Origin of the sequence: Vulcaniibacterium gelatinicum (genome assembly GCF_008033445.1) — a bacterium.
GTDB lineage: Bacteria > Pseudomonadota > Gammaproteobacteria > Xanthomonadales > Xanthomonadaceae > Vulcaniibacterium_B > Vulcaniibacterium_B gelatinicum.
Genome location: NZ_VNKO01000021.1, coordinates 33,423 through 51,792, shown reverse-complemented (window position 1 = coordinate 51,792; position 18,370 = coordinate 33,423). Strand labels below are relative to the sequence as shown.

Annotated in this window: 23 protein-coding genes; all 23 read left to right on the top strand. The window is 69.7% G+C overall.

The features are described from left to right. Window positions 1-756: terminase gpA endonuclease subunit (locus FPV26_RS11505; protein WP_181952648.1), on the top strand; the 756-nt coding region annotated here is incomplete at its 5' end. Window positions 757-768: 12 nt separating this feature from the next. Continuing rightward, entirely contained in the window at window positions 769-1,260 is a 492-nt protein-coding gene (locus tag FPV26_RS11500) for a hypothetical protein (protein ID WP_147654022.1), read from the top strand. Next, window positions 1,260-1,652, top strand: a complete 393-nt coding sequence (locus FPV26_RS11495; protein ID WP_147654021.1) for a hypothetical protein — start codon at window positions 1,260-1,262, stop codon at window positions 1,650-1,652. Before FPV26_RS11500 ends, FPV26_RS11495 begins: the two co-directional genes overlap by 1 nt. Continuing rightward, window positions 1,652-1,873, top strand: coding sequence for a phage head-tail joining protein (locus FPV26_RS11490; protein ID WP_147654020.1), 222 nt, complete (start codon window positions 1,652-1,654; stop codon window positions 1,871-1,873). The genes FPV26_RS11495 and FPV26_RS11490 overlap by 1 nt, the downstream gene beginning before the upstream one ends. Continuing rightward, window positions 1,873-3,360 (top strand): phage portal protein, encoded by a 1,488-nt coding sequence (locus FPV26_RS11485; RefSeq protein ID WP_147654019.1) that lies wholly within the window; start codon window positions 1,873-1,875, stop codon window positions 3,358-3,360. The genes FPV26_RS11490 and FPV26_RS11485 overlap by 1 nt, the downstream gene beginning before the upstream one ends. A 10-nt stretch (window positions 3,361-3,370) precedes the next feature. Continuing rightward, the gene (locus tag FPV26_RS11480) at window positions 3,371-4,579 is read left to right on the top strand and encodes a S49 family peptidase (RefSeq protein ID WP_147654018.1); all 1,209 of its coding nucleotides are present in this window, start codon (window positions 3,371-3,373) and stop codon (window positions 4,577-4,579) included. A gap of 1 nt (window position 4,580) precedes the next feature. Further along, the gene (locus FPV26_RS11475; RefSeq protein ID WP_147654017.1) at window positions 4,581-4,958 is read left to right on the top strand and encodes a head decoration protein; all 378 of its coding nucleotides are present in this window, start codon (window positions 4,581-4,583) and stop codon (window positions 4,956-4,958) included. 2 nt (window positions 4,959-4,960) lie between these two features. Next, on the top strand, window positions 4,961-5,962 hold the full coding sequence (locus FPV26_RS11470; protein ID WP_009518238.1) for a major capsid protein: 1,002 nt from the start codon (window positions 4,961-4,963) through the stop codon (window positions 5,960-5,962). After that, window positions 5,962-6,240, top strand: coding sequence for a head-tail joining protein (locus tag FPV26_RS11465; protein ID WP_147654016.1), 279 nt, complete (start codon window positions 5,962-5,964; stop codon window positions 6,238-6,240). The genes FPV26_RS11470 and FPV26_RS11465 overlap by 1 nt, the downstream gene beginning before the upstream one ends. A gap of 10 nt (window positions 6,241-6,250) precedes the next feature. Further along, entirely contained in the window at window positions 6,251-6,676 is a 426-nt protein-coding gene (locus FPV26_RS11460; protein WP_009518236.1) for a hypothetical protein, read from the top strand. 7 nt (window positions 6,677-6,683) lie between these two features. Further along, window positions 6,684-6,881, top strand: a complete 198-nt coding sequence (locus tag FPV26_RS11455; protein WP_147654015.1) for a DUF7210 family protein — start codon at window positions 6,684-6,686, stop codon at window positions 6,879-6,881. A 2-nt stretch (window positions 6,882-6,883) separates the two neighbouring features. After that, the gene (locus tag FPV26_RS11450; RefSeq protein ID WP_147654014.1) at window positions 6,884-7,639 is read left to right on the top strand and encodes a phage tail tube protein; all 756 of its coding nucleotides are present in this window, start codon (window positions 6,884-6,886) and stop codon (window positions 7,637-7,639) included. Between the two features lie 10 nt (window positions 7,640-7,649). Continuing rightward, window positions 7,650-8,057: a DUF6631 family protein gene (locus FPV26_RS11445; protein WP_147654013.1), complete on the top strand. Its 408-nt coding sequence runs from the start codon at window positions 7,650-7,652 to the stop codon at window positions 8,055-8,057. Window positions 8,058-8,086: 29 nt separating this feature from the next. Continuing rightward, window positions 8,087-8,251 (top strand): hypothetical protein, encoded by a 165-nt coding sequence (locus FPV26_RS12700; protein ID WP_181952647.1) that lies wholly within the window; start codon window positions 8,087-8,089, stop codon window positions 8,249-8,251. After that, window positions 8,248-8,889, top strand: coding sequence for a DUF6441 family protein (locus tag FPV26_RS11440; protein ID WP_147654012.1), 642 nt, complete (start codon window positions 8,248-8,250; stop codon window positions 8,887-8,889). Before FPV26_RS12700 ends, FPV26_RS11440 begins: the two co-directional genes overlap by 4 nt. Then, a complete protein-coding gene (locus tag FPV26_RS11435) occupies window positions 8,889-11,585 on the top strand; it encodes a phage tail protein (RefSeq protein WP_147654011.1) in 2,697 nt (898 codons plus the stop codon). Before FPV26_RS11440 ends, FPV26_RS11435 begins: the two co-directional genes overlap by 1 nt. Window positions 11,586-11,588: 3 nt before the next feature. Continuing rightward, complete coding sequence (locus FPV26_RS11430) at window positions 11,589-12,656, top strand: hypothetical protein (RefSeq protein ID WP_147654010.1); 1,068 nt, start codon at window positions 11,589-11,591, stop codon at window positions 12,654-12,656. Next, window positions 12,653-14,215 (top strand): hypothetical protein, encoded by a 1,563-nt coding sequence (locus tag FPV26_RS11425; RefSeq protein ID WP_147654009.1) that lies wholly within the window; start codon window positions 12,653-12,655, stop codon window positions 14,213-14,215. Before FPV26_RS11430 ends, FPV26_RS11425 begins: the two co-directional genes overlap by 4 nt. A 2-nt stretch (window positions 14,216-14,217) precedes the next feature. Next, a complete protein-coding gene (locus tag FPV26_RS11420) occupies window positions 14,218-15,006 on the top strand; it encodes a DUF2163 domain-containing protein (protein WP_147654008.1) in 789 nt (262 codons plus the stop codon). A gap of 16 nt (window positions 15,007-15,022) precedes the next feature. Continuing rightward, window positions 15,023-15,250 (top strand): hypothetical protein, encoded by a 228-nt coding sequence (locus FPV26_RS11415; protein WP_147654007.1) that lies wholly within the window; start codon window positions 15,023-15,025, stop codon window positions 15,248-15,250. Then, window positions 15,247-15,462, top strand: coding sequence for a hypothetical protein (locus tag FPV26_RS11410; protein WP_147654006.1), 216 nt, complete (start codon window positions 15,247-15,249; stop codon window positions 15,460-15,462). The genes FPV26_RS11415 and FPV26_RS11410 overlap by 4 nt, the downstream gene beginning before the upstream one ends. Further along, window positions 15,462-17,735: a phage tail protein gene (locus FPV26_RS11405; RefSeq protein ID WP_147654005.1), complete on the top strand. Its 2,274-nt coding sequence runs from the start codon at window positions 15,462-15,464 to the stop codon at window positions 17,733-17,735. The genes FPV26_RS11410 and FPV26_RS11405 overlap by 1 nt, the downstream gene beginning before the upstream one ends. Continuing rightward, window positions 17,735-18,367, top strand: a complete 633-nt coding sequence (locus tag FPV26_RS11400; protein WP_147654004.1) for a glycosyltransferase family protein — start codon at window positions 17,735-17,737, stop codon at window positions 18,365-18,367. Before FPV26_RS11405 ends, FPV26_RS11400 begins: the two co-directional genes overlap by 1 nt. Window positions 18,368-18,370: the final 3 nt, after the last annotated feature.

The following is an 18,370-nucleotide window of genomic DNA, read 5'->3' as shown; positions in this document are numbered from 1 at the left end:
GAGCACCGGGTGCTGATGGGCGACACCGCACGGGATGCGGTGTGGAAGGCGCTGGGCGGGATGCTCGCCGAGACCTGGACCCATGCCTCGGGCGCGGCCATGCCGCTGGCCCGCTTGGCGCTGGACATCGGCTTTGCGACACAGGAGGCCTACGCCTTCGTGCGCGCCTGCCGCGACGCGCGGGTGATGGCGGTCAAGGGCGTGCGGACGGGTTCGATGGGGGGCGCAGCCCTGATCGGCACGCCCACCGCCGTCGATGTCTCGCAGGCGGGCAAGAAGCTGCGCCGGGGCATCAAGGTCTACAGCGTGGCGGTCGGCATCGCCAAGCTGGAGCTCTACAACCACCTGCGCCAGAGCGCGGAGGTGGCCGACGACGGCGTGACGGTGACCTACCCGGCCGGTTTCGTCCACCTGCCCAAGATCGACGCCGAGTTCATCCAGCAGCTCTGCGCCGAGCAACTGATCACCCGCCGCGACAGGAATGGCTTTCCGGTGCGGGAGTGGCAGAAGGTGCGCGAGCGCAACGAAGCGCTGGACTGCTACGTGTACGCCCGCGCCGCCGCTGCGGCCTCGGGGCTCGACCGCTTCGAGGAACGCCACTGGCGCGAACTGGAGCGGCAACTGGGGCTGGCCAGTCCGCCAGCCCTTGAAACACCTACTGAATCGATCACCGAGGCCACCCATCGAGGTGGCCTGGGTGTTTCTGGCAACCGCAACACCGGCCGGCGCGTGATCAAGAGCCGCTGGCTGTCCTGACGAGGAGACGCTATGTCACTGACCACCCGTATCGAGAGCCTGGTGCTGCGCGTCGCGCAGGAGTTCAACGACGTCCGCGCGAAGGCCGGGAATCTCGCCAACCTCACCACCACCGACAAGTCGAGCCTGGTGGCGGCCATCAACGAGCTGAAGGCCGCGGTGGTGGCCTCGGGTGCGATCGACGACACCCAGGTCGCCACCACCAGCACCTACTCGTCGAGCAAGATCGTCACGCTGCTCGACACGCTCAAGGCCGAGATCCTGGGCGGGGCCGATGCCGCCTACGACACGCTGCTGGAGATCCAGCAGCTGCTGCAGGATGGCACCAGCGGCCTGGACGCCTTGCTCGCTGCGGTGAACCACCGCGTGCGCTTCGACGCGGCGCAGACCCTGACGGCTACCGAGCAGGCCCTGGCGCGCAGCAACATCGGCGCCGTGGCCGCGGCCGAGGTGGGCGACACCGACACCGACTTCGTCGAGATCTTCGAAGGGGCGCTGCTCTGATGAGTCTGGCTGCGCGCATCGCCGCCTTGGCCAGCCGCATCGGTCTGGAGGTCAAGACCAAGATCGATGCCGGCGACCCCGGGCTGGCGCGGGCCTGGGTGTGTTTCGGCTATGTCGGCAACCAGATCGTCGTGCGGGCCGCGCACAACGTCGCCGCGGTGACCCGCACCGCAGCCGGCCGCTACCGCGTGAGCTTCGCCAGCCCGCTGCCGGATGCGAACTACTGCTGGGTGGGTGTGGCCCGCAGCAACACCAACACGGGCACGCAGCGGCTGCTGATCGTGCGCTCGACCTTGGATGAGAAGACGCCGACGCACGTCGATGTGGGCTGCGCGACCACCGCCGCGTCCTTTGCCGACTCCACCGAAATCAACCTCGTGGTCTACCGCTGATGGCCTACACCCCAGCCCACCTCGAAGCCTTGGAAGCGGCGCTGGCCAAAGGCGAGAAGCGCGTGAGCTTCGGCGACAAGACGGTCGAGTACCGCTCGATCGAGGAGTTGCAAGCCGCCATCCGAGCGGTCAAGCGCGATCTGCACGAGCAGGCCGTGGCCACCGGGCTATGGCCCGGCGCGCCGCGGCAGATCCGCATCACCACGAGCAAGGGGTTCTGATGGCCTGGTACGCGAAGATCCGCAGTCTGTTCGGCGGGCCGCCGGTGCACGAGGCCGCCGGCCGTGGCCGTCGCTCCTTGGCGTGGATGCCCGGCAACCCCGGCGCGGTGGCGGCGATGCTGGCCACGAGCGCCGAACTGCGCACCAAGAGCCGCGACTTGGTGCGGCGCAACGCCTGGGCCAATGCCGGTATCGAGGCGTTCGTCGCCAACGCGGTGGGCACTGGCATCAAACCGCAGTCGATGGCCGAGGATGAAGCCTTCCGCGCCGACGTGCAGGCGCTGTGGCGCGACTGGACGGAGGTGGCCGACACCACCGGGCAGACCGACTTCTACGGCCTGCAGGCGCTCGCCTGCCGGGCCATGCTCGAGGGGGGCGAGTGCCTGATTCGCCTGCGCTGGCGGCGTCCGGAGGACGGCCTGATCGTGCCGCTGCAATTGCAGCTTCTCGAAGCCGAGCATCTGCCGCTGCATCTCAACACGGAACTGCCCTCGGGCAACGTCGTGCGCGCCGGCATCGAGTTCGACAGCCTGGGGCGGCGCGTGGCCTACCACCTGTATCGCTCCCACCCCGAAGATGGGCGGCTTGCGCCCATGTCGGGCCAGGGCGGGCAGGAGACGGTGCGAGTTCCGGCATCCGAGATCATGCACCTCTACCGGGTGCTGCGCCCTGGCCAGATCCGCGGCGAGCCCTGGCTCGCGCGCGCGCTGGTCAAGCTCAACGAGCTGGACCAGTACGACGACGCCGAGCTCGTGCGCAAGAAAACCGCGGCGATGTTCGCCGGCTTCATCACACGGCTTGCCCCCGAGGACAACCTGATGGGCGAAGGCGTGGCCAACGATGCCGGCATCGCGCTGGCGGGGATGGAGCCTGGAACCTTGCAGATTCTGGAGCCGGGCGAGGACGTGAAGTTCTCCGATCCGGCCGACGTGGGCGGCAGCTACGGCGAGTTCCTGCGCGCGCAGTTTCGCGCGGTCGCCGCGGCCATCGGCGTGACCTACGAGCAATTGACCGGAGACCTCTCCGGCGTGAACTACTCCAGCATCCGCGCGGGGCTCTTGGAATTCCGCCGCCGCACCGAGGCTATTCAGCACGGCGTGCTGGTGCACCAGCTGTGTCGCCCGGTGTGGAACGCCTGGCTCGATCAGGCCGTGCTGGCCGGCGGCCTCACGGCACCCGGCTACGCTCGGCGTCGGCGAGAGTACCTGGCCTGCAAATGGATTCCCCAGGGCTGGCAGTGGGTCGACCCCGAGAAAGAGTTCAAGGCGATGCTGCTGGCGATTCGGGCGGGCCTCATGAGCCGCTCGGAAGCGATCTCGGCCTTTGGCTACGACGCCGAGGATGTCGACCGCGAGATCGCTGCGGACAACCAGCGCGCCGATGACCTCGGCCTGATCTTCGACTCCGATCCGCGCCGCACGACCAAGGGCGGCGGCAGCGCCGAGTCCAACGCACAGGCCGCCGATAGCCCTGCGCCGGCCGCCTGAAGGAACCCGCATGATCCCGTTGCCGCATCTTGCGGCGCGTCTGTTTGGCGCGCCGCTGCTGATCCATCGCCCGAAACTTGAGGTCATCCTGGCCGTGCTGGGGCCGCGCATCGGTTTGGCGGATAGAGGAGCGCCGCTACCGCCACCCGCTCTGCGCAGCCCGCCTGCCGCCAAGGCGGGCATCGCCGTCTTGCCGATCCACGGCACGTTGGTGCGGCGCACTGGCGGGCTGGAAGCCGCTTCGGGGCTGACCAGCTACCAGGACATCGCCGCGCAGCTGGATGCGGCGATCGCCGACCCGGAAGTTGCGGCCATCGTGCTCGATATCGACTCACCCGGCGGCGAGTCCGGTGGTGTGTTCGACCTGGCCGACCGCGTGCGTGCGGCTGCGCAGATCAAACCGGTCTGGGCGCTGGCCAACGACATGGCCTACTCGGCGGCCTACGCCATCGGCTCGGCCGCCAGCCGCCTCATGGTCACCCGCACCGCAGGCGTTGGCTCGATTGGCGTCATCGCCATGCACGCGGATCAGTCAGTGCGCGATGCCCAGGACGGCATCCGGTACACGACCGTGTTCGCCGGCGCGCGCAAGAACGATCTCAACCCGCACGAGCCGATCTCGGACGAAGCCCACGCCTTGCTCAAGCGCGAGGTGGATCGGATCTACGGCCTGTTCGTCGACACCGTGGCCCGCCATCGCGGCCTGAGCACGGACGCGGTGCGTGCCACCGAAGCCGGCGTGTTCTTCGGACAGGACGCCGTTGCGGCAGGGCTGGCCGATGCCGTCGGCACCTTCGACGACCTGCTGGCCGATTTGACAGCGGCACTTTCAACCCCAGCGACACGTGCCAGCACGACGCCGGGACACCTTCACCCACCACGACTGGAGCCTCTCATGAATGAACCCGGAACCCTTGCTGACCCTGGGCTTGGCGCTGATCCTGAGCGCGCTGCTGGCGCGCATGCGCCGATGAGCATCGAGGACGCACAGGAGATCGCCGAACTGTGCGCGCTGGCGGGCTGCCCCGAGCGTATCGCCGCTTACCTCGCGGCACGCACGCCACCCGCCCTGGTGCGCAGCCAGCTGCTGGCTGTCCGCGCCAGCGGGCAGGAGATCAACAGCCACATCGCGCCGGATGCGGCCAAGCCGAATCCCCCATCCCTCCACGACAACCCCCTGGTGCAGGCGGCCCGCGCCCGCGCTGGCAAGGAGAAGTGACATGCCCGCCATCACCGAAGGACTGAATCTCGGCGATCTTCTGAAGTACGAAGCGCCCAATCTCTACTCGCGCGACCAGGTCACGGTCGGCGCGGGCCAGAACTTGCCCCTGGGTGCGGTCGTGGGCTTGGTCACCGCCACCGGTAAGGCCAAGAGACTCGACCCATCGGCCACCGATGGCAGCCAGGTGGCCGCCGGCGTGCTGATGCAAGACGTAGACGCCACGCTCATCGACCGCGAGGACGGCCTGATGCTGGCCCGCCACGCCATCGTCGCCGATCACGCCCTGGTGTGGCCCGCCGCCATCACCGCCTCGGAAAAGCAGGCTGCCATCGCGCAGCTCAAGAGCCTGGGCATCCTCGTGCGCAAAGGAGTCTGACGATGAACAACCCCTTCGAGAACCCCGCCTTCTCGATGTCGGCGCTGACCGCCGCCATCAACATCCTGCCCAACAACTACGGCCGCCTGGAAGAGATGGGTCTGTTCCCAGCCAAGCCGGTTCGCTTCCGCTCGGTCGCCGTGGAGGAGAAGAACGGCGTGCTCACCCTGCTGCCGACGATGCCGGTGGGCTCGCCCGGCACGGTGGCCAAGCGCGGCAAGCGCAAGCTGCGCTCGTTCGGCATCCCGCACATCCCGCACGACGACGTGGTGCTGCCCGAGGAAGTGCAGGGCATCCGCGCCTTCGGTTCGGAGACCGAGGTGCAGACCGTGGCGGCCGTGATGGCCGAGCACCTGCAGGCAATGCGCAACAAGCACGCCATCACCCTGGAGCATCTGCGCATGGGCGCCTTGAAAGGCAGCATCCTCGATGCCGACGGCACCGAGCTCTACAACCTGTTCGACTTGTTCGAGATCTCGCCCAAGGTCATCAACTTCCAGCTCGGCAACCCGGGCACCGACGTCAAGAAGAAGTGCCTCGAGCTCAAGCGCTACATGGAGAAGAACCTCATGGGCGAGCGCATGACCGGCATCCACTGCCTGGTATCCGAGGAGTTCTTCGATGCGCTGACCAGCCATGAGAAGGTCGTCGCCGCCTACGACCGCTGGCAGGACAGCCTGGCCCTGCGCTCCGACATGCGCGCGGGCTTTACCTTCGCTGGCATCACCTTCGAGGAATACTCGGGCGAGGCCAGCGACGGCGACACCACGCGCCGCTTCATCGCCGCGGGCGAAGGCCATGCCTTCCCGCTGGGCACGGTGGACACCTTCGCCACCTACTTCGCGCCAGCCGACTTCAACGAGACGGCCAACACGCTGGGCCAGCCGCTGTACGCCAAGCAGGAGCCGCGCAAGTTCGATCGCGGCACCGACATCCACACCCAGTCCAACCCGCTGCCGATGTGCCACCGACCGGCGGTGCTGGTGAAGGTGCTGGCGTCCTGATGGATGTCGAAACGCTGTACGCATCGGCCCGCAATGCCGGACTGCTGACTGCCGTCACGGTGGCGGGCACCACGGTGCATTGCGCCTTCCGCGCCCCGGACGAGACGGTGCTCGAGGGCTTGGCGATCTCGCGCGACTACCAGATCGACTACCCGGCGTCCTGGCTGACGCTGGCCGTGGGCGACACGGTCGAGGTGGCAGGCCACACCTATCAGGTGCGCGACGTGCGGGCGATCGGCGACGGCGCCGAGCATCGCGCCTTTCTCTCCCAGCTCTGAGGAATGCCCCATGAACTCCATCCGCGAGCGCCTCTTGCGGGAGGTCGTCGCACGCTTGTCATCGGCGATTGCACCGATCCCGGTGCTGCGCATGCCGGCCGTGCCGGTTACCCGCGAGGCCAGTCCGGCGCTGCTGCTGTTCGTCGAGGGCGACAGCATCACGGCCCACGCCAACCATCTCGTCGACCGGCAGCTGTCTGTCCGGCTTGCCGTGGTGGCGCGCGGCGCGGATGCCTTCGACGTGGCCGACCGGCTGCTCACCGCGGCGCACGCGGCCATGCTCGCCGACCCGAATCTGGGCGGTTTGGCCATCGCCGTGCGCGAGATCGACTGCGAATGGGAGTTCGACGAAGCCGACGCCGGGGCCGTCGCGCTGCCCGCCCGTTACGAAATCCGCTACCGCACCCACGCCCTCGACCTCACCCAAACAGGATGAACCCCTTATGCCAAATCTCTCCATCGAGCTACTGAAACCCCATACCCACGCAGGCAAGCGCCTCGCTGTGGGTGAGCGCCTCGACCTGCCCGAGGCCAGCGCCCGCTGGCTGATCGCCCAGGGCGTGGCCAAGGCGGCCACCCCGGTTCTCGACGCCAAACCCGCCCGCCGCGAGCCGGCCTCCGGCACCCCCCAAGGAGACTGACCATGGCCTACTTCTCCGGACAAGGCCGCGTCTACATCGGCGCGCGCGACTCGGCCGGCAACCCGGCGGGGCTGACCTTCGTCGGCAACGTGCCGGAACTGAAGGTGTCGCTGTCGGTGGACACCATCGAGCACCAGGAGGCGCAGTCCGGCCAGCGCCTGACCGACCTGCAGCTCATCAAGACCAAGAAGGGCGAGTTCGCCTGCACGCTGGAGGAACTCATCCCGGTCAACCTGGCGCTGGCGCTCTACGGCCACAGCACCCCGATCACGCCGGGCACGGTCACCGGCGAAGCCTTGCCCAACCCGGTCACGCCGGGGCACCTCTATCCGCTGGCGATGCAAAACGTCTCGGCGGTGCAGGTGCAGGACTCGAACTCGACCACCCCGAAGACGCTGCCGGCCAGCCAGTACACCGTCAACGCCAGACACGGCTCGCTGGTGATCCTGGACGCCGCGACCGGCGGCCCGTACACCGAGCCCTTCACGGTGGACTATGCGTACGGCGCGGCCAGCCACACGGCCATGTTCACGCAAGCCCTGCCCGAGCGCTGGATCCGCTTCGAGGGTCTGAACACCGCCGACGGCAACCGCGAGGTGGTGATCGATCTGTACCGCGTGGCGATCAACCCGGCCAAGGAGCTCTCGATCATCACGGACGATCTGCTCAAGTTCGAACTCTCCGGCCAGGTGCTGGCGGACCTCACCAAGCCGGTCGGCGGCGATCTCGGCCAGTTCGGCCGCCTGGTGCTGTTGTAAGGGGATGACGATGGCCCCCACGAGCACCGACTTTCAGACCTTCCCGCCCGTGCCCAGGGTGGTGACAGTGGCCGGCACCGCGCTGGAACTGACGCCGATCCGGCTGGGCGAGTTGCCGCGACTGCTGGCCGCGGTGCGGCCCATCGCCGCCGATCTCTCGGCCGAGCCGGACTGGTTCGATCTGCTTGCACGGCATGGCGAGGCCGTGCTGGAGCTGCTGGCCATCACCACCCGGCGCGAGCGGGCTTGGATCAACGACTTGTCGCTTGATGATGCCGTGCAACTGGCCGCCGCCGTGTTCGAGGTGAACGCGGATTTTTTCGTGCGGCGGGTGGTGCCGGCGATCCAGGGCGCGGCGCAGCATCTGGCGCCGATCCTGGAGCAGATGCAGGCTGGGACCAGGCGGTTGCCCGCCTGATCCGCGCCGGGCACCGGCTCGATGAGGTGATGCGCTACACGCTGCCGCAGGCGCGGGCCTTGCTGGAGGCCGATGCACGGGTCGAGCGGCAGCACCTCGCCCTGCGGCTCGCTGTCCACGCCGTGGCGGCGCAGGGCGACCGGGCTGCGATCGAGCGGCTGCAGCGCGAGTTGTGGGAGGACGTGCGGTCATGAAACTGACGCTGGCCACCTCCGGACTGCTCGATCCGCGGCAACTCTCGGCCTGGAGCACACAGCGTCGGCGGGCGATCCACGCGGCGGTGGCCAAGGGGATGGCGGTAGGCGGCCGGGAGGTGCGCGAGGCCGCCCGCGCCCAGATGAGGAGCGCCTTCGAGGTGCGGCGCGCGAGCTTCGTCTCGTCGATGCAGACCAAGGTGTTCGACCGCAAGCCCGAGCGTCTGCCCGCGCTGTGGGTGGGCAGCCGCATCCCCTGGCTGGGCATCCACACCCAGGGCGGCACCGTGAGCGGCAATCTGCTGATCCCGCTGCTGTCCGGCCGCATCGGCCCCAAGCGCTTCAAGGCCGTGATCGACGGCCTGATGCGCTCGGGCAACGCCTTCTTCGTCGAGAAGGACGGGCGCGTGCTGCTGATGGCCGAGAACCTCCAGGAAAACGCCGCGCAGCTCAACCGCTTCAAGCGCGCCGAGCGGCAGCGCAGCGGCGTCAAGCGCCTGCAGCGCGGCCAGGAGATTCCGATTGCCGTGCTGGTGCGGCGGGTGGATCTCAAGCGCCGGTTCGACCTTGGCGCTGCCGTGCAACCGGCCTTGTCGGGCTTGGCGCGGGCGATTCAACGAGAACTGGACCAGGCCTGATGGCAAACAACCGCGCCCAAATCCTCATCCGCGCCGTCGACGAGACGCGCGGTGCCTTCGACTCGGTCAAGCGGGGCCTGGGCGGCTTGGCTGATGCCGCCCGCAGTGTCAACGGCGTGCTCGCCGGGCTCGGCGTGGCCCTGTCGGCCGCGGGTCTCGGGGCCATGGTCAAGTCGGCGCTGGGCTCGGCCGATGCGCTCAACAAGCTCTCGCAGCGCGTGGGCATCACGGTGGAGTCGCTCTCCACCCTGGTGCCGGCGGCCGAACTGTCCGGTGTCTCGGCGCAGACCTTCGAGACCGGGCTCAAGAAGCTCGCCACCACGATGTTCGAGGCGGCCACCGGTTCGGAGGAGTCCGCCCGGCGCCTCAAAGCGCTGGGCGTGGAGTTCAAAAACCAGGACGGCACACTGCGCGCGACCGATGCGGTGCTGCTCGATCTGGCCGACCGTTTCAAGGCCATGCCCGACGGGGCGCAGAAGTCGGCGCTGGCAGTGCAACTGTTCGGCAAGAGCGGCGCCGAGCTCATCCCCTTCCTGAACCAGGGACGCGAAGGCATCGCGGCCCTGACCGGCGAGATGGAAGCGCTCGGCGTGCAGATCGGCGGCGACACCGCCGCGCAGGCCGAGGTGTTCAACGACTCGCTGGCCAAGCTGCGGCTCGCCGCGACGAGTCTGGCCAACCGGGTGATCGAGGCCTTCCTGCCGGCCCTGAACGAGATGGCCGGCGGGATGGTCGAGTCGGCCAAGCAGGGCGGTGCCTTGCGCGCGATCCTGGATGGCGTGGTGCTGGTGCTCAAGACCCTGGCGCTGGGTGCCGCCACCGTCGGCAAGGCCTTCATCGCTCTGGGTGAGGCGATCGGCGCAGGTGTCGCGGCGGCAGTCGAGGCCCTGCGTGGCAACACCGCCGGAGCCAAGGCCATCATCGCCGAGCTCAAAGGCAATCTGATCAAACGACTCGATGAGCTGGCCGAGTTCCGCGACAGTCTGTTCGACCCCAAGCCCATCGAGGTCCAGGCCCCCAAGGTGCAGGCCGATCCGGCGCTGCTGCGGCGGCTCACGACGCCGGGCAAGACCCGCGACACGGCCAGCGCTCAGGCTGCGTGGATGCAGGCCCGGCTCGACGCCGAGTTCACCCTGCTCAAAGACGGCTTGCGCCGCCAACAAACCGCGCTCGACGCCGCGCTCGAAGATCGTCTCGTTTCCCTGCGCGACTACTACGCCCGCAAAACCGCGCTCGAGCAGCAGGAGATCGACGCCGAGATCGCCCGCACGCAGCAGCGGCTTGCGCGCAGCCGGCAGGTGGCAGCCGGCGGCAAAAGCGAGGAGGAGCGCCTGCGCGGCAAGGCCGAGGTCGCCAGGCTCGAGGCCGAGCTGATCACGCTCAACAACAAGCGCGCCGACGTCGAGCAGAGCAATGCCCGCGCCGCGGCCAAGGCCGAGCGCGAGCTGGCCGATGTGCTGGCACAGGCCCGGGAGGAACTGGCCAGGCTCACCGGCACCGACACGGCGCAGGACCGCAGGGCCGCGATCGAGCGCAGTTATCGCGATCTGCGCGCGCGCCTGCTGGCCGAGAGCGATGCCGACGGCGTTTCGATCATCGACCGCCTGATCGACGTCAAGGCCGCGCAGGCCAACCTCGAGGCGATCGAGGCGCAGTGGCGGCAGGTCACCGAACGCCTGCGCAACGCGCAGGAGGGCATCCAGATCCAGCAGCAGGCCGGGCTGCTCACCGAAGCCCAGGCGCGGCAGCAGATCGTGGCCTTGCAGCGCGACTCCGCCGCCGAGATGCAGCGGCTCTTGCCCGCGCTGGAGCAGGCCGCGCAGGCCATCGGGCCGGAAGCCGTGCTGCGCGTGCAGACCTTCCGCAACGAGCTTGCGCGCACGCGGCTGGTCACCGATGAACTCGCGCCGGTGTGGAACCGCATCGGCGAGGGCTTCGGCCAGGCCGTGCAGGGCATGGTCAGCGGCGCGCAAAGCTTCCGCGAGGCGCTGTCCAACCTGTTCCGCCAGGTGGCCGACGCCTTCCTGCAGCAGATGGTGATCCAGCCCTTCCAGCAATGGGTGGCGATGCAGGCGCGGATGCTTGCGCTGAAGCTCGGCTTCCTCCAGCAGGAGCAGGCCGCCGAGACCGCCGCGGCGGCGCAGTCGGTGGCGACCAAGCAGGCCGAGACGGCGGCCAAGGTCAGCGCAAATGCGGCGGAAGCCGGCTCCGGGGCGGCCGCCTCGCAGGCCGCGATTCCGGTGGTCGGCCCGGGGCTGGCCATCGCCGCGATGGCAGCGATGGTGGCGGCCGTCATGGCGCTGCTGGGCAACATCAAGAAGTTCGCCGCCGGCGGCTACGTCACCGGCCCCGGCACCGCAACCAGCGATTCCATCCCCGCGCGGCTGTCCGCCGGCGAGTACGTGGTGCGCGCGGCGGCCGTGCAGCGCGTGGGCGTGGCGTTTCTGGATGCGATCAACGGCCTCAAGGCACCGCCTACCTGGGACGGGCAGCGCCTGGCCTTCGCCGCCGGCGGCCTGGTGCCGCAGGTGAGCGCGCCGCCCGCCCCGCCGCCGGTGCAGCAGTCCGTGCGCATCGTCAACGCCATCGACCCGGGCGTGACCCACGACCATCTGCAAACGCCCGCCGGCGAGCGGGTGATCCTCAACATCATCGGGCGCAACGCGCGCGCGGTGCGCGCCGCCCTCCAGGGATAAGCCATGGCCTTGCTCTTCATCGACGGTTTCGACCACTACGACCCGCAGGCACTCGACCCCTTCGGCGATCCGTGGCTCGCGCGCGGCAAGGCGGCGTATCTGTCGCCGCAGGCCACGCGCATCCAGGGCCGGCGACCATCGTCCTATGCCTTGCGTCTGCCGGCAGGTGCCGGCGGCGGCTACGTCAAGAACCTCGATGCCACCAAGACCAGCCTCATCATGGGTGCCGCTGTGCGCGTGGCGCCGTTCGAGAACACCGGTGAGGAGCCGGTGCTGCTCGGCGTGCGCGACACCACCGCGCAGGTGACGCACCTCGTGCGCATCGGCGAGGACGGCCGGCTCAAGCTCTACCGGCGGACGGGATCGGGGATGAGCGGCTGGGACCAGTTGATCTCGACCTCGGTCATGACGGCGGCCGTGCGGGGGTGGCACTACGTCGAACTGCAGGTCGTGCAGGGCACGAGCAACGGCACGTTGAACGTGCGCCTCAACGGCGTGCTCGCGATCACCCTGTCGGCGCAGAACACCACCCAGGGCGGTGGCCCGTTGCTGACCGTCTTCGCAGGCGCCGTGCCGGGTCAGCCCTGCCCGGTCACCGTCGATGTGGACGACCTCTACCTCGCCGATACCTCGGGCACGATCAACACCACCTTCCTCGGCGACGTGCGGGTCGATGCGCTCAAGGCCCAGGCCGACGGGGCACTGAACCAGTGGACGGTCGAAGGGGCGGCCAGCGCCTGGCAGGCGGTCAGCGACGGCGACGAGGCCAGCGACATCCGCGCGGCCACGGCGGGCCTGCGCCAGTCATTCGATGTCGAGCCGCTGCCCGTGATGACCACCCCGGCGATCCACGGCGTGCAGGTGACGATGCTGGCGCGCAAGACCGATGCCGGTCTGGGCAAGGTCAAGGGTCTCGTCGTCAGTGGCGCGCAGACGGCCACCAGCGCCGACATCAATTTGCAAGAGCAACTGGCCTGGCACACGGCGCTCTTTGAGCGCAATCCGAACGGCAACGTGCAGTGGACCGAGGCCGCCTTCAACGCGGCGGAGTTCGGCGTGGAGTCGGCATGACCGAGCGCACCGTCGTCGCGCAACGGGTGGAGCTGGGCAGCGCGCCTGCGCCCGGCAGCGGGCTGGCCGTTTTGCGTGCCGAGGCGCTGGCCCGGGCGACCTTCGGTGCGGGCGCGGCCTGCTTCACGCCAGAGACGGCGGCTTCGCCCTGGCCGCCCGATCAGGTGGCCGAACTTCTGGCGGAATCCCTGGCGGCGCCCTGGGCTCCCGTCGATGCACCCGCATGCTGGGTGGAGGTCCTACGCCGGGACACGGCCGCGGCCGCCATCGTCGCCACCGGCATGGACGCCTTCGGCGATGCGCCGTGGCCGGATGCCCAGCGCGGTGTGTTCGCCTTCCGTCACGACTGGGCCGAGCCGCTCGTCGAGCGCCTGGAGTGGCAGACGGCCGTCACGCGGCTTGCGAGCGGCAACGAAGCTCGCCAGGCGCGCCGCCGCGTGCCGCGGCGCTTCCTCACCTACACCGTGGGCCACGGGCGCGTGAGCGATGCGCTGGTCGGGGACTGGCTGGCCGATCATATCGGTCAAATGGCGCTGTGGCCGCTGCCGCAGCACGCGGCGCACCTGACCGAAGCCTGTCCGCGCGGCGCCATGGCGCTGGCCGTGACGGCGGCCGACGAGCGCCGCTTCGGGCCGACCGCGGCCGATCTGTGCCTGCGCTTCGACGGCCTACAGGGCTGGGACGGGGACGAGCGCTGGATCCTGATCCTCGCCGCCGATGGCTGGCAGACCGCGCGGCTGGCGCACCCGGACACCGAGCGGCTGTGGCTGGCCGAACCTCTGGCGCGCGCCGCAGGCGTGGGCAGCGCCGTCATGCCGCTGGTGTGGGGCATGGCCAGCGAGGCGGCCGATCTGGCGCAGTGGGTGCCCGGCGTGGCCGGCGGCCGCGTGAGCGCCAGCCTCACGCCATCCCCGACGCCGGATATGGGCCTGCCGGGCGATCCGCTGCTCGACGGCCTGCCGGTCTGGCCCGACGGCAACTGGCGCGACGATCCATCCGTGACCGCGCAGGCGGTGCTCACCCGGCAGGACCTCTCGCCTGCCGACCCCTGGGTGCGCCGCGACGATCCGTGGCCGACGACGACCTTGCAGCGCCGCTACCTGGCCGGCGACATGGATGCGATCGAGCGCTGGCGCGCGCGGCTGTGGCAAACCCAAGGCCGACTGGCATCTTTCTGGCTGCCCGATGGCCTGGCGCCGGTGCTGCGGGTCACTGCGGAGGCCGATCCCGAAGACGGCTTCCTGCGGGTGACGGGCGAGGACATCTCTGCGTTCTGGCACCGCCCGGCGGGCGCGCTGATCCTGCACCCGGACGGCAGCCGGCAGCACGCGCTGACCGCGACCTGCCACCGCGATCAGGGCGGCGTGCTGGTATTGCGCTCGGGGCTGGAGGCGCCGGTGCCAGCGGGCAGCCGCGTCCTGCGCCTGGCCCGCTGCCGCCTCGACCACGACGCCGTCGAGCTCTACTGGCACGGCCCAGAGCTGGTCGAGATCCCCCTGACCCTGCGCCAGCTGCCCGAGCCGCGCGGCAACGATCTCATCACCTACACCCCGTCCTGACCATGAGCGAGATGCCCCTGACCGATGTCGAGCTCTACGCCTTCGATGGCACGAGCGGCACCTTCCGGCTCACCCCGCACGAGTTCGACGTGGAGATCGGCGGCCAGCGCTACGAGCGCTGCCCCCTCGAGCGCAGCGCGCTGGCACTCGGCGCCGAAGCGGCCAAGTCGGTGCTGGAGTTGAAGCTGCCGCCGGATCATGCGCTGGTGCGCCATCTGCTGCAGGCCAGCCTCAGCGGCGAGGCGACCGCGGTGCGGCTGCTCACCGCCCAGCGTGCTGGCGGGGGCGACTACTGGTGGATCGCCGGCACGCGCTGGATGGGCCGCGTGCTCGGGGTGGAGGTGGCCGATGACGCGGCGCGCATCCGCTGCGAGTCGGCGCAGGTCAGTCTCAAACGCATTGGTCTGCGGCGGCTCTACAGCCGCGGCTGCTCGCACGTGCTGTATTCGGCCGCATGCGGGGCGACGCCGATTTCTGCCAGCGCCTTGGTGAGTAACAGCAATGGCCGCAACGTCGATCTCGACGGCGGCGTACCCAGCAGCGTCAACGGAGGCTTGGCCGGCGGCTGGTTGCAGACGCCGGCAGGCGCGCGCCACATGATCGTGAGCGAGTTCGGCAGCGGCATCGAGCTGCTCTACCCTGTGGCCATCGAGGCCGGCACCGAGGTGCTGCTGACGGTGGGCTGCGACCACAGCACGGCCACCTGCGCCGCGCGGTTCGACAACCTGGCCAACTACGGCGGCTTCCCCTTCATCCCGACGAAGAACCCGTTCTCCACGGGCGTGTTCTGAACGCGCAGATCCTCCCATGTGGTACCTGGTCGTCATCGTCGTGGCGGCGCTGGTCTCCGTCGCCCTCGCGCCCAAGCCGCCCAAACCCAAACCCACCGAACTCTCCGACCTCGACGCGCCCACGGCCGAGGAGGGGCGGCCAATCCCGGTCGTCTTCGGCGCGGTGCTCATCCGTGGCGCCAACGTCGTGTGGTACGGCGACCTCGAAGCCGAACCGATCAAGAAGAAGGGCGGCAAGAAGTGAGCGAGCCCCTCGTCATCACCATCGCCCACGTGCGCGCCGCCGGGATGTGCGTGCACGGCACGCGCGCCTGGTTCGCGCGCCAGGGCCTGGACTTCCGCGTCTTTCTGCGCGGGGGCATCGATGCGGATGTGCTGCTGGCCACGGGCGATGCGATGGCGCGGCGGGTGGTCGAGCACGCACGCAGTCGATCTGAACCGCAGGAGACAGCCTGATGGGTGGCCGCAGCAAGAAGCAGACCGTCGGCTACCGCTACCGGATCGGCCTGCACCTGGTGCTGTGCCAGGGGCCGGTGGATGCGGTGCAGGAGATCCAGATCGGCGACCGCACCGCCTGGGGCGACGCGAGCCGCCTGCCACTGTCGAGCGGCCATGGGCTGGGGCGCATCCACATCGACCGGCCCGGGCTCTTCGGCGGCGACGAACGCGAAGGCGGCGTGGTGGGCGAGATCGACGTGATGGACGGCGCGCCCACCCAGGGCCGCAACGACTACCTGATGGGCCGGCTCGGCGCGGCCATCCCGGCGTTTCGCGGCGTGCTGTCCTTGGTGGCGCGCAAGATCCTGTTCGCCGCGACCAACCCGTATCTGAAGCCCTGGGCGGTGCGCCTGCGCCGCTTCACGGCGGGCTGGCACGGCGAACCCTGGATGCCCTGGAACGCCGAGGTGCGGACCTGGGATACCGACACCGGGGCCTACGTGACCGTCGGCATGAACCCGGCGCACATCCTGGTGCAGTGCCTCACCGACCCGCACTGGGGCATGGGCTATCCGCCATCCACCCTCGGCGCGAGCTTCTGGAACGCGGCCTGGGCGCTCGAAGCCGAAGGCTTCGGCCTGAACCTGGTCTGGACGCGCCAGCAGCCGATCGAGGCCTTCATCGCCCAGGTGCTCGACCACATCGGCGGCATCCTCTACGTCGATCCGGAGCAGGGCACCTTCGAACTCAAGCTGCTGCGCGACGATTACTGGATCGACGGGCTCCCCGTGCTCGGGCCTGACGAGATCGTGCGCATGGAGCGCTTCGAGCGCGCACAGTGGGGGGAACTGCCCAACGAGATCACCGTGGTCTACACCGACTGGGCCACAGGGGGTGAGGCAACCGTCTCCGTGCAGAACCTCGCGGCCATCCAGTTGCAAGGCGGCGTCATCAACCAGCGCCGCGACTATCCGGGCGTGAACCACGGGCCGCTGGCGGCGCGGCTGGCCCTGCGCGACCTGCGCGCCCTGGGCTCGCCGCTGGCCCGGATGAGCCTGACCGTGGCACGCGACACGCTGGAGCGTGCGCCGCTGCCGGGCGATGTGTTCCTGTTGCACTGGCCACGGCTGGGCATCGAGCGCATGGTCGTGCGCGTCACCGGCATCGACACCGGCACCCTGGGCGCGGCCGAGTGGCGCATCGAAGCGGTGGAAGACGTGTTCGGGATGAGCAACACCGTGCTCTCGCCGCCGCCACCACACGCCGAAGAACCGACCATCGAGCCGCTGCCGCCGGCCCTGGTGCTGGCCGTCGAGGTGACGTATTGGGAACTCGCCCGGCGCCTGAGCCGTGCCGAGCTGGACTACCTGACCGACACCGACACCTACGTCGGCGCACTGGCGGCAGCAGGCGGTACCGGGCAACTGAACTGGCAACTGGCCACCGGCGCGTCTGCAAGCAGCCTCTCGCCAGTCGTGGGCGAGGACTACGCGCCGCTGCTCATACTCGATGCGGCACTGCCGGCCAGCGAGGTCGATGCCATCGGCGTGCCGGTGACCGCCATCCGCCAGCCCGAGCGCCTGGCCGTGGGCGACTACGCCTATCTGGTCGATGCCGCAGGCCAGATCCGCGAGGCGGTGGCCATCCTCGCCTTCGATGCCCCCGCCGGCACGCTCGACCTCGCCCGCGGCGTGCTCGACACCACACCGCAATCACACGCGCCCGGCACGCGGCTCATCGGCGTGGGCGAATGGCTGGCCGCCGAGACCATCGAGCGCGCCCCGGGCGAGTCGGTGTTCGTCGCCGCCATCCCGCGCACTTCCACCGACCAGGGCGATGCCGTGCTGGCCGCCAACGGCCAGCCGCTGGTGCTGACCGGCCGCCAGGCACGGCCGTATCCACCCGGGCGCATCCGGCTCAACGGCCAGCGCGAGCCCGTCGTGGTCGCCGGCGACTTGATCCTGACTTGGGCACACCGCGACCGCACCCAGCAGACCGCCTACCTCGTGCGCCAGGACGAGGGCGACATCGGCCCCGAGCCCGGCACCACCTACACCGTGCGCCTGCGCGACCGCAACGGCGTGCTGGTGCGCACCCAAAGCGGCCTCTCCGGCAACACCTGGACCTGGGACGTGGCCAGCGCTGCGGCAGATGCGGGCAGCGCCGGCGATACCGTCACCATCGAGATCGAGGCCGAGCGCGACGGGCTCACGAGCTGGCAGGCGCAGGTACGCACCACCGAGCGCGCCGGCTACGGCCTGCGCTGGGGGCAGCACTGGGGCGGGGTGTGATGGAGTCGCCCATCGACCTGCACCCCCAGCCGCGCATCGACGTGCACATGCTCATGCTCGATGAGCCGGCTGCGTGGCGTGAAGCCTGTCTTGCCAGCCTCGCAGGGGCCCCGATCCGTCTGCACGTGCTGCCGGGCATCCCTGGGCGGATCGGCCAAGCGCGCGCAGCTGGCTACCGGCGAGGGAATTTGCCGCTGCTGTCCTTCGTCGATCCCGACGATCTCTATGAGGCCAGCGCCTTCACGCAGTTGGCCGATGCGCTCGATGCGTGTCCCTCGGCGGTGCTGGCCTACACCGACGAAGCGCTGATGGACGAGCAAGGCCGAGACGTCGGCGTGCGCCGGCTCGCCTACAGCGCCTTCCAGCACGCCCACTCGGCCAGCCACGTCCACGGCCTGATCGTGATGCGGCGCGCTGCGGTCGAGGCCGTGCTCGCCGCCACCACCGACATCCACCCCATGGCCGACTGGCTGTTGACCCGGCTGGTGGCCCAGAGCGGTGGCGTGCTGCACCTGCCCATCGTCGGGCGGCACTGGCGGCAACACCCGCGGCAAGTCCATCGCACCGCAGATCCGGCTGTCGTGCGGCGCATCCGGCAAACGATCGACCAAGCCACGAATCCCTGGAGATAGACC

Excerpts from the sequence above, each read along its gene's own strand:
- FPV26_RS11440 (WP_147654012.1), top strand. The coding sequence starts at position 8,248 with ATGAAACTGACGCTGGCCACCTCCGGACTGCTCGATCCGCGGCAACTC.
- FPV26_RS11495 (WP_147654021.1), top strand. The coding sequence starts at position 1,260 with ATGAGTCTGGCTGCGCGCATCGCCGCCTTGGCCAGCCGCATCGGTCTG.
- FPV26_RS11500 (WP_147654022.1), top strand. The coding sequence starts at position 769 with ATGTCACTGACCACCCGTATCGAGAGCCTGGTGCTGCGCGTCGCGCAG.
- FPV26_RS12700 (WP_181952647.1), top strand. The coding sequence starts at position 8,087 with ATGCGCTACACGCTGCCGCAGGCGCGGGCCTTGCTGGAGGCCGATGCA.
- FPV26_RS11420 (WP_147654008.1), top strand. The coding sequence starts at position 14,218 with ATGAGCGAGATGCCCCTGACCGATGTCGAGCTCTACGCCTTCGATGGC.
- FPV26_RS11480 (WP_147654018.1), top strand. The coding sequence starts at position 3,371 with ATGATCCCGTTGCCGCATCTTGCGGCGCGTCTGTTTGGCGCGCCGCTG.
- FPV26_RS11455 (WP_147654015.1), top strand. The coding sequence starts at position 6,684 with ATGCCAAATCTCTCCATCGAGCTACTGAAACCCCATACCCACGCAGGC.
- FPV26_RS11465 (WP_147654016.1), top strand. The coding sequence starts at position 5,962 with ATGGATGTCGAAACGCTGTACGCATCGGCCCGCAATGCCGGACTGCTG.
- FPV26_RS11435 (WP_147654011.1), top strand. The coding sequence starts at position 8,889 with ATGGCAAACAACCGCGCCCAAATCCTCATCCGCGCCGTCGACGAGACG.
- FPV26_RS11470 (WP_009518238.1), top strand. The coding sequence starts at position 4,961 with ATGAACAACCCCTTCGAGAACCCCGCCTTCTCGATGTCGGCGCTGACC.
- FPV26_RS11485 (WP_147654019.1), top strand. The coding sequence starts at position 1,873 with ATGGCCTGGTACGCGAAGATCCGCAGTCTGTTCGGCGGGCCGCCGGTG.
- FPV26_RS11460 (WP_009518236.1), top strand. The coding sequence starts at position 6,251 with ATGAACTCCATCCGCGAGCGCCTCTTGCGGGAGGTCGTCGCACGCTTG.
- FPV26_RS11450 (WP_147654014.1), top strand. The coding sequence starts at position 6,884 with ATGGCCTACTTCTCCGGACAAGGCCGCGTCTACATCGGCGCGCGCGAC.
- FPV26_RS11475 (WP_147654017.1), top strand. The coding sequence starts at position 4,581 with ATGCCCGCCATCACCGAAGGACTGAATCTCGGCGATCTTCTGAAGTAC.
- FPV26_RS11405 (WP_147654005.1), top strand. The coding sequence starts at position 15,462 with ATGGGTGGCCGCAGCAAGAAGCAGACCGTCGGCTACCGCTACCGGATC.
- FPV26_RS11425 (WP_147654009.1), top strand. The coding sequence starts at position 12,653 with ATGACCGAGCGCACCGTCGTCGCGCAACGGGTGGAGCTGGGCAGCGCG.
- FPV26_RS11490 (WP_147654020.1), top strand. The coding sequence starts at position 1,652 with ATGGCCTACACCCCAGCCCACCTCGAAGCCTTGGAAGCGGCGCTGGCC.
- FPV26_RS11400 (WP_147654004.1), top strand. The coding sequence starts at position 17,735 with ATGGAGTCGCCCATCGACCTGCACCCCCAGCCGCGCATCGACGTGCAC.
- FPV26_RS11430 (WP_147654010.1), top strand. The coding sequence starts at position 11,589 with ATGGCCTTGCTCTTCATCGACGGTTTCGACCACTACGACCCGCAGGCA.
- FPV26_RS11415 (WP_147654007.1), top strand. The coding sequence starts at position 15,023 with ATGTGGTACCTGGTCGTCATCGTCGTGGCGGCGCTGGTCTCCGTCGCC.
- FPV26_RS11445 (WP_147654013.1), top strand. The coding sequence starts at position 7,650 with ATGGCCCCCACGAGCACCGACTTTCAGACCTTCCCGCCCGTGCCCAGG.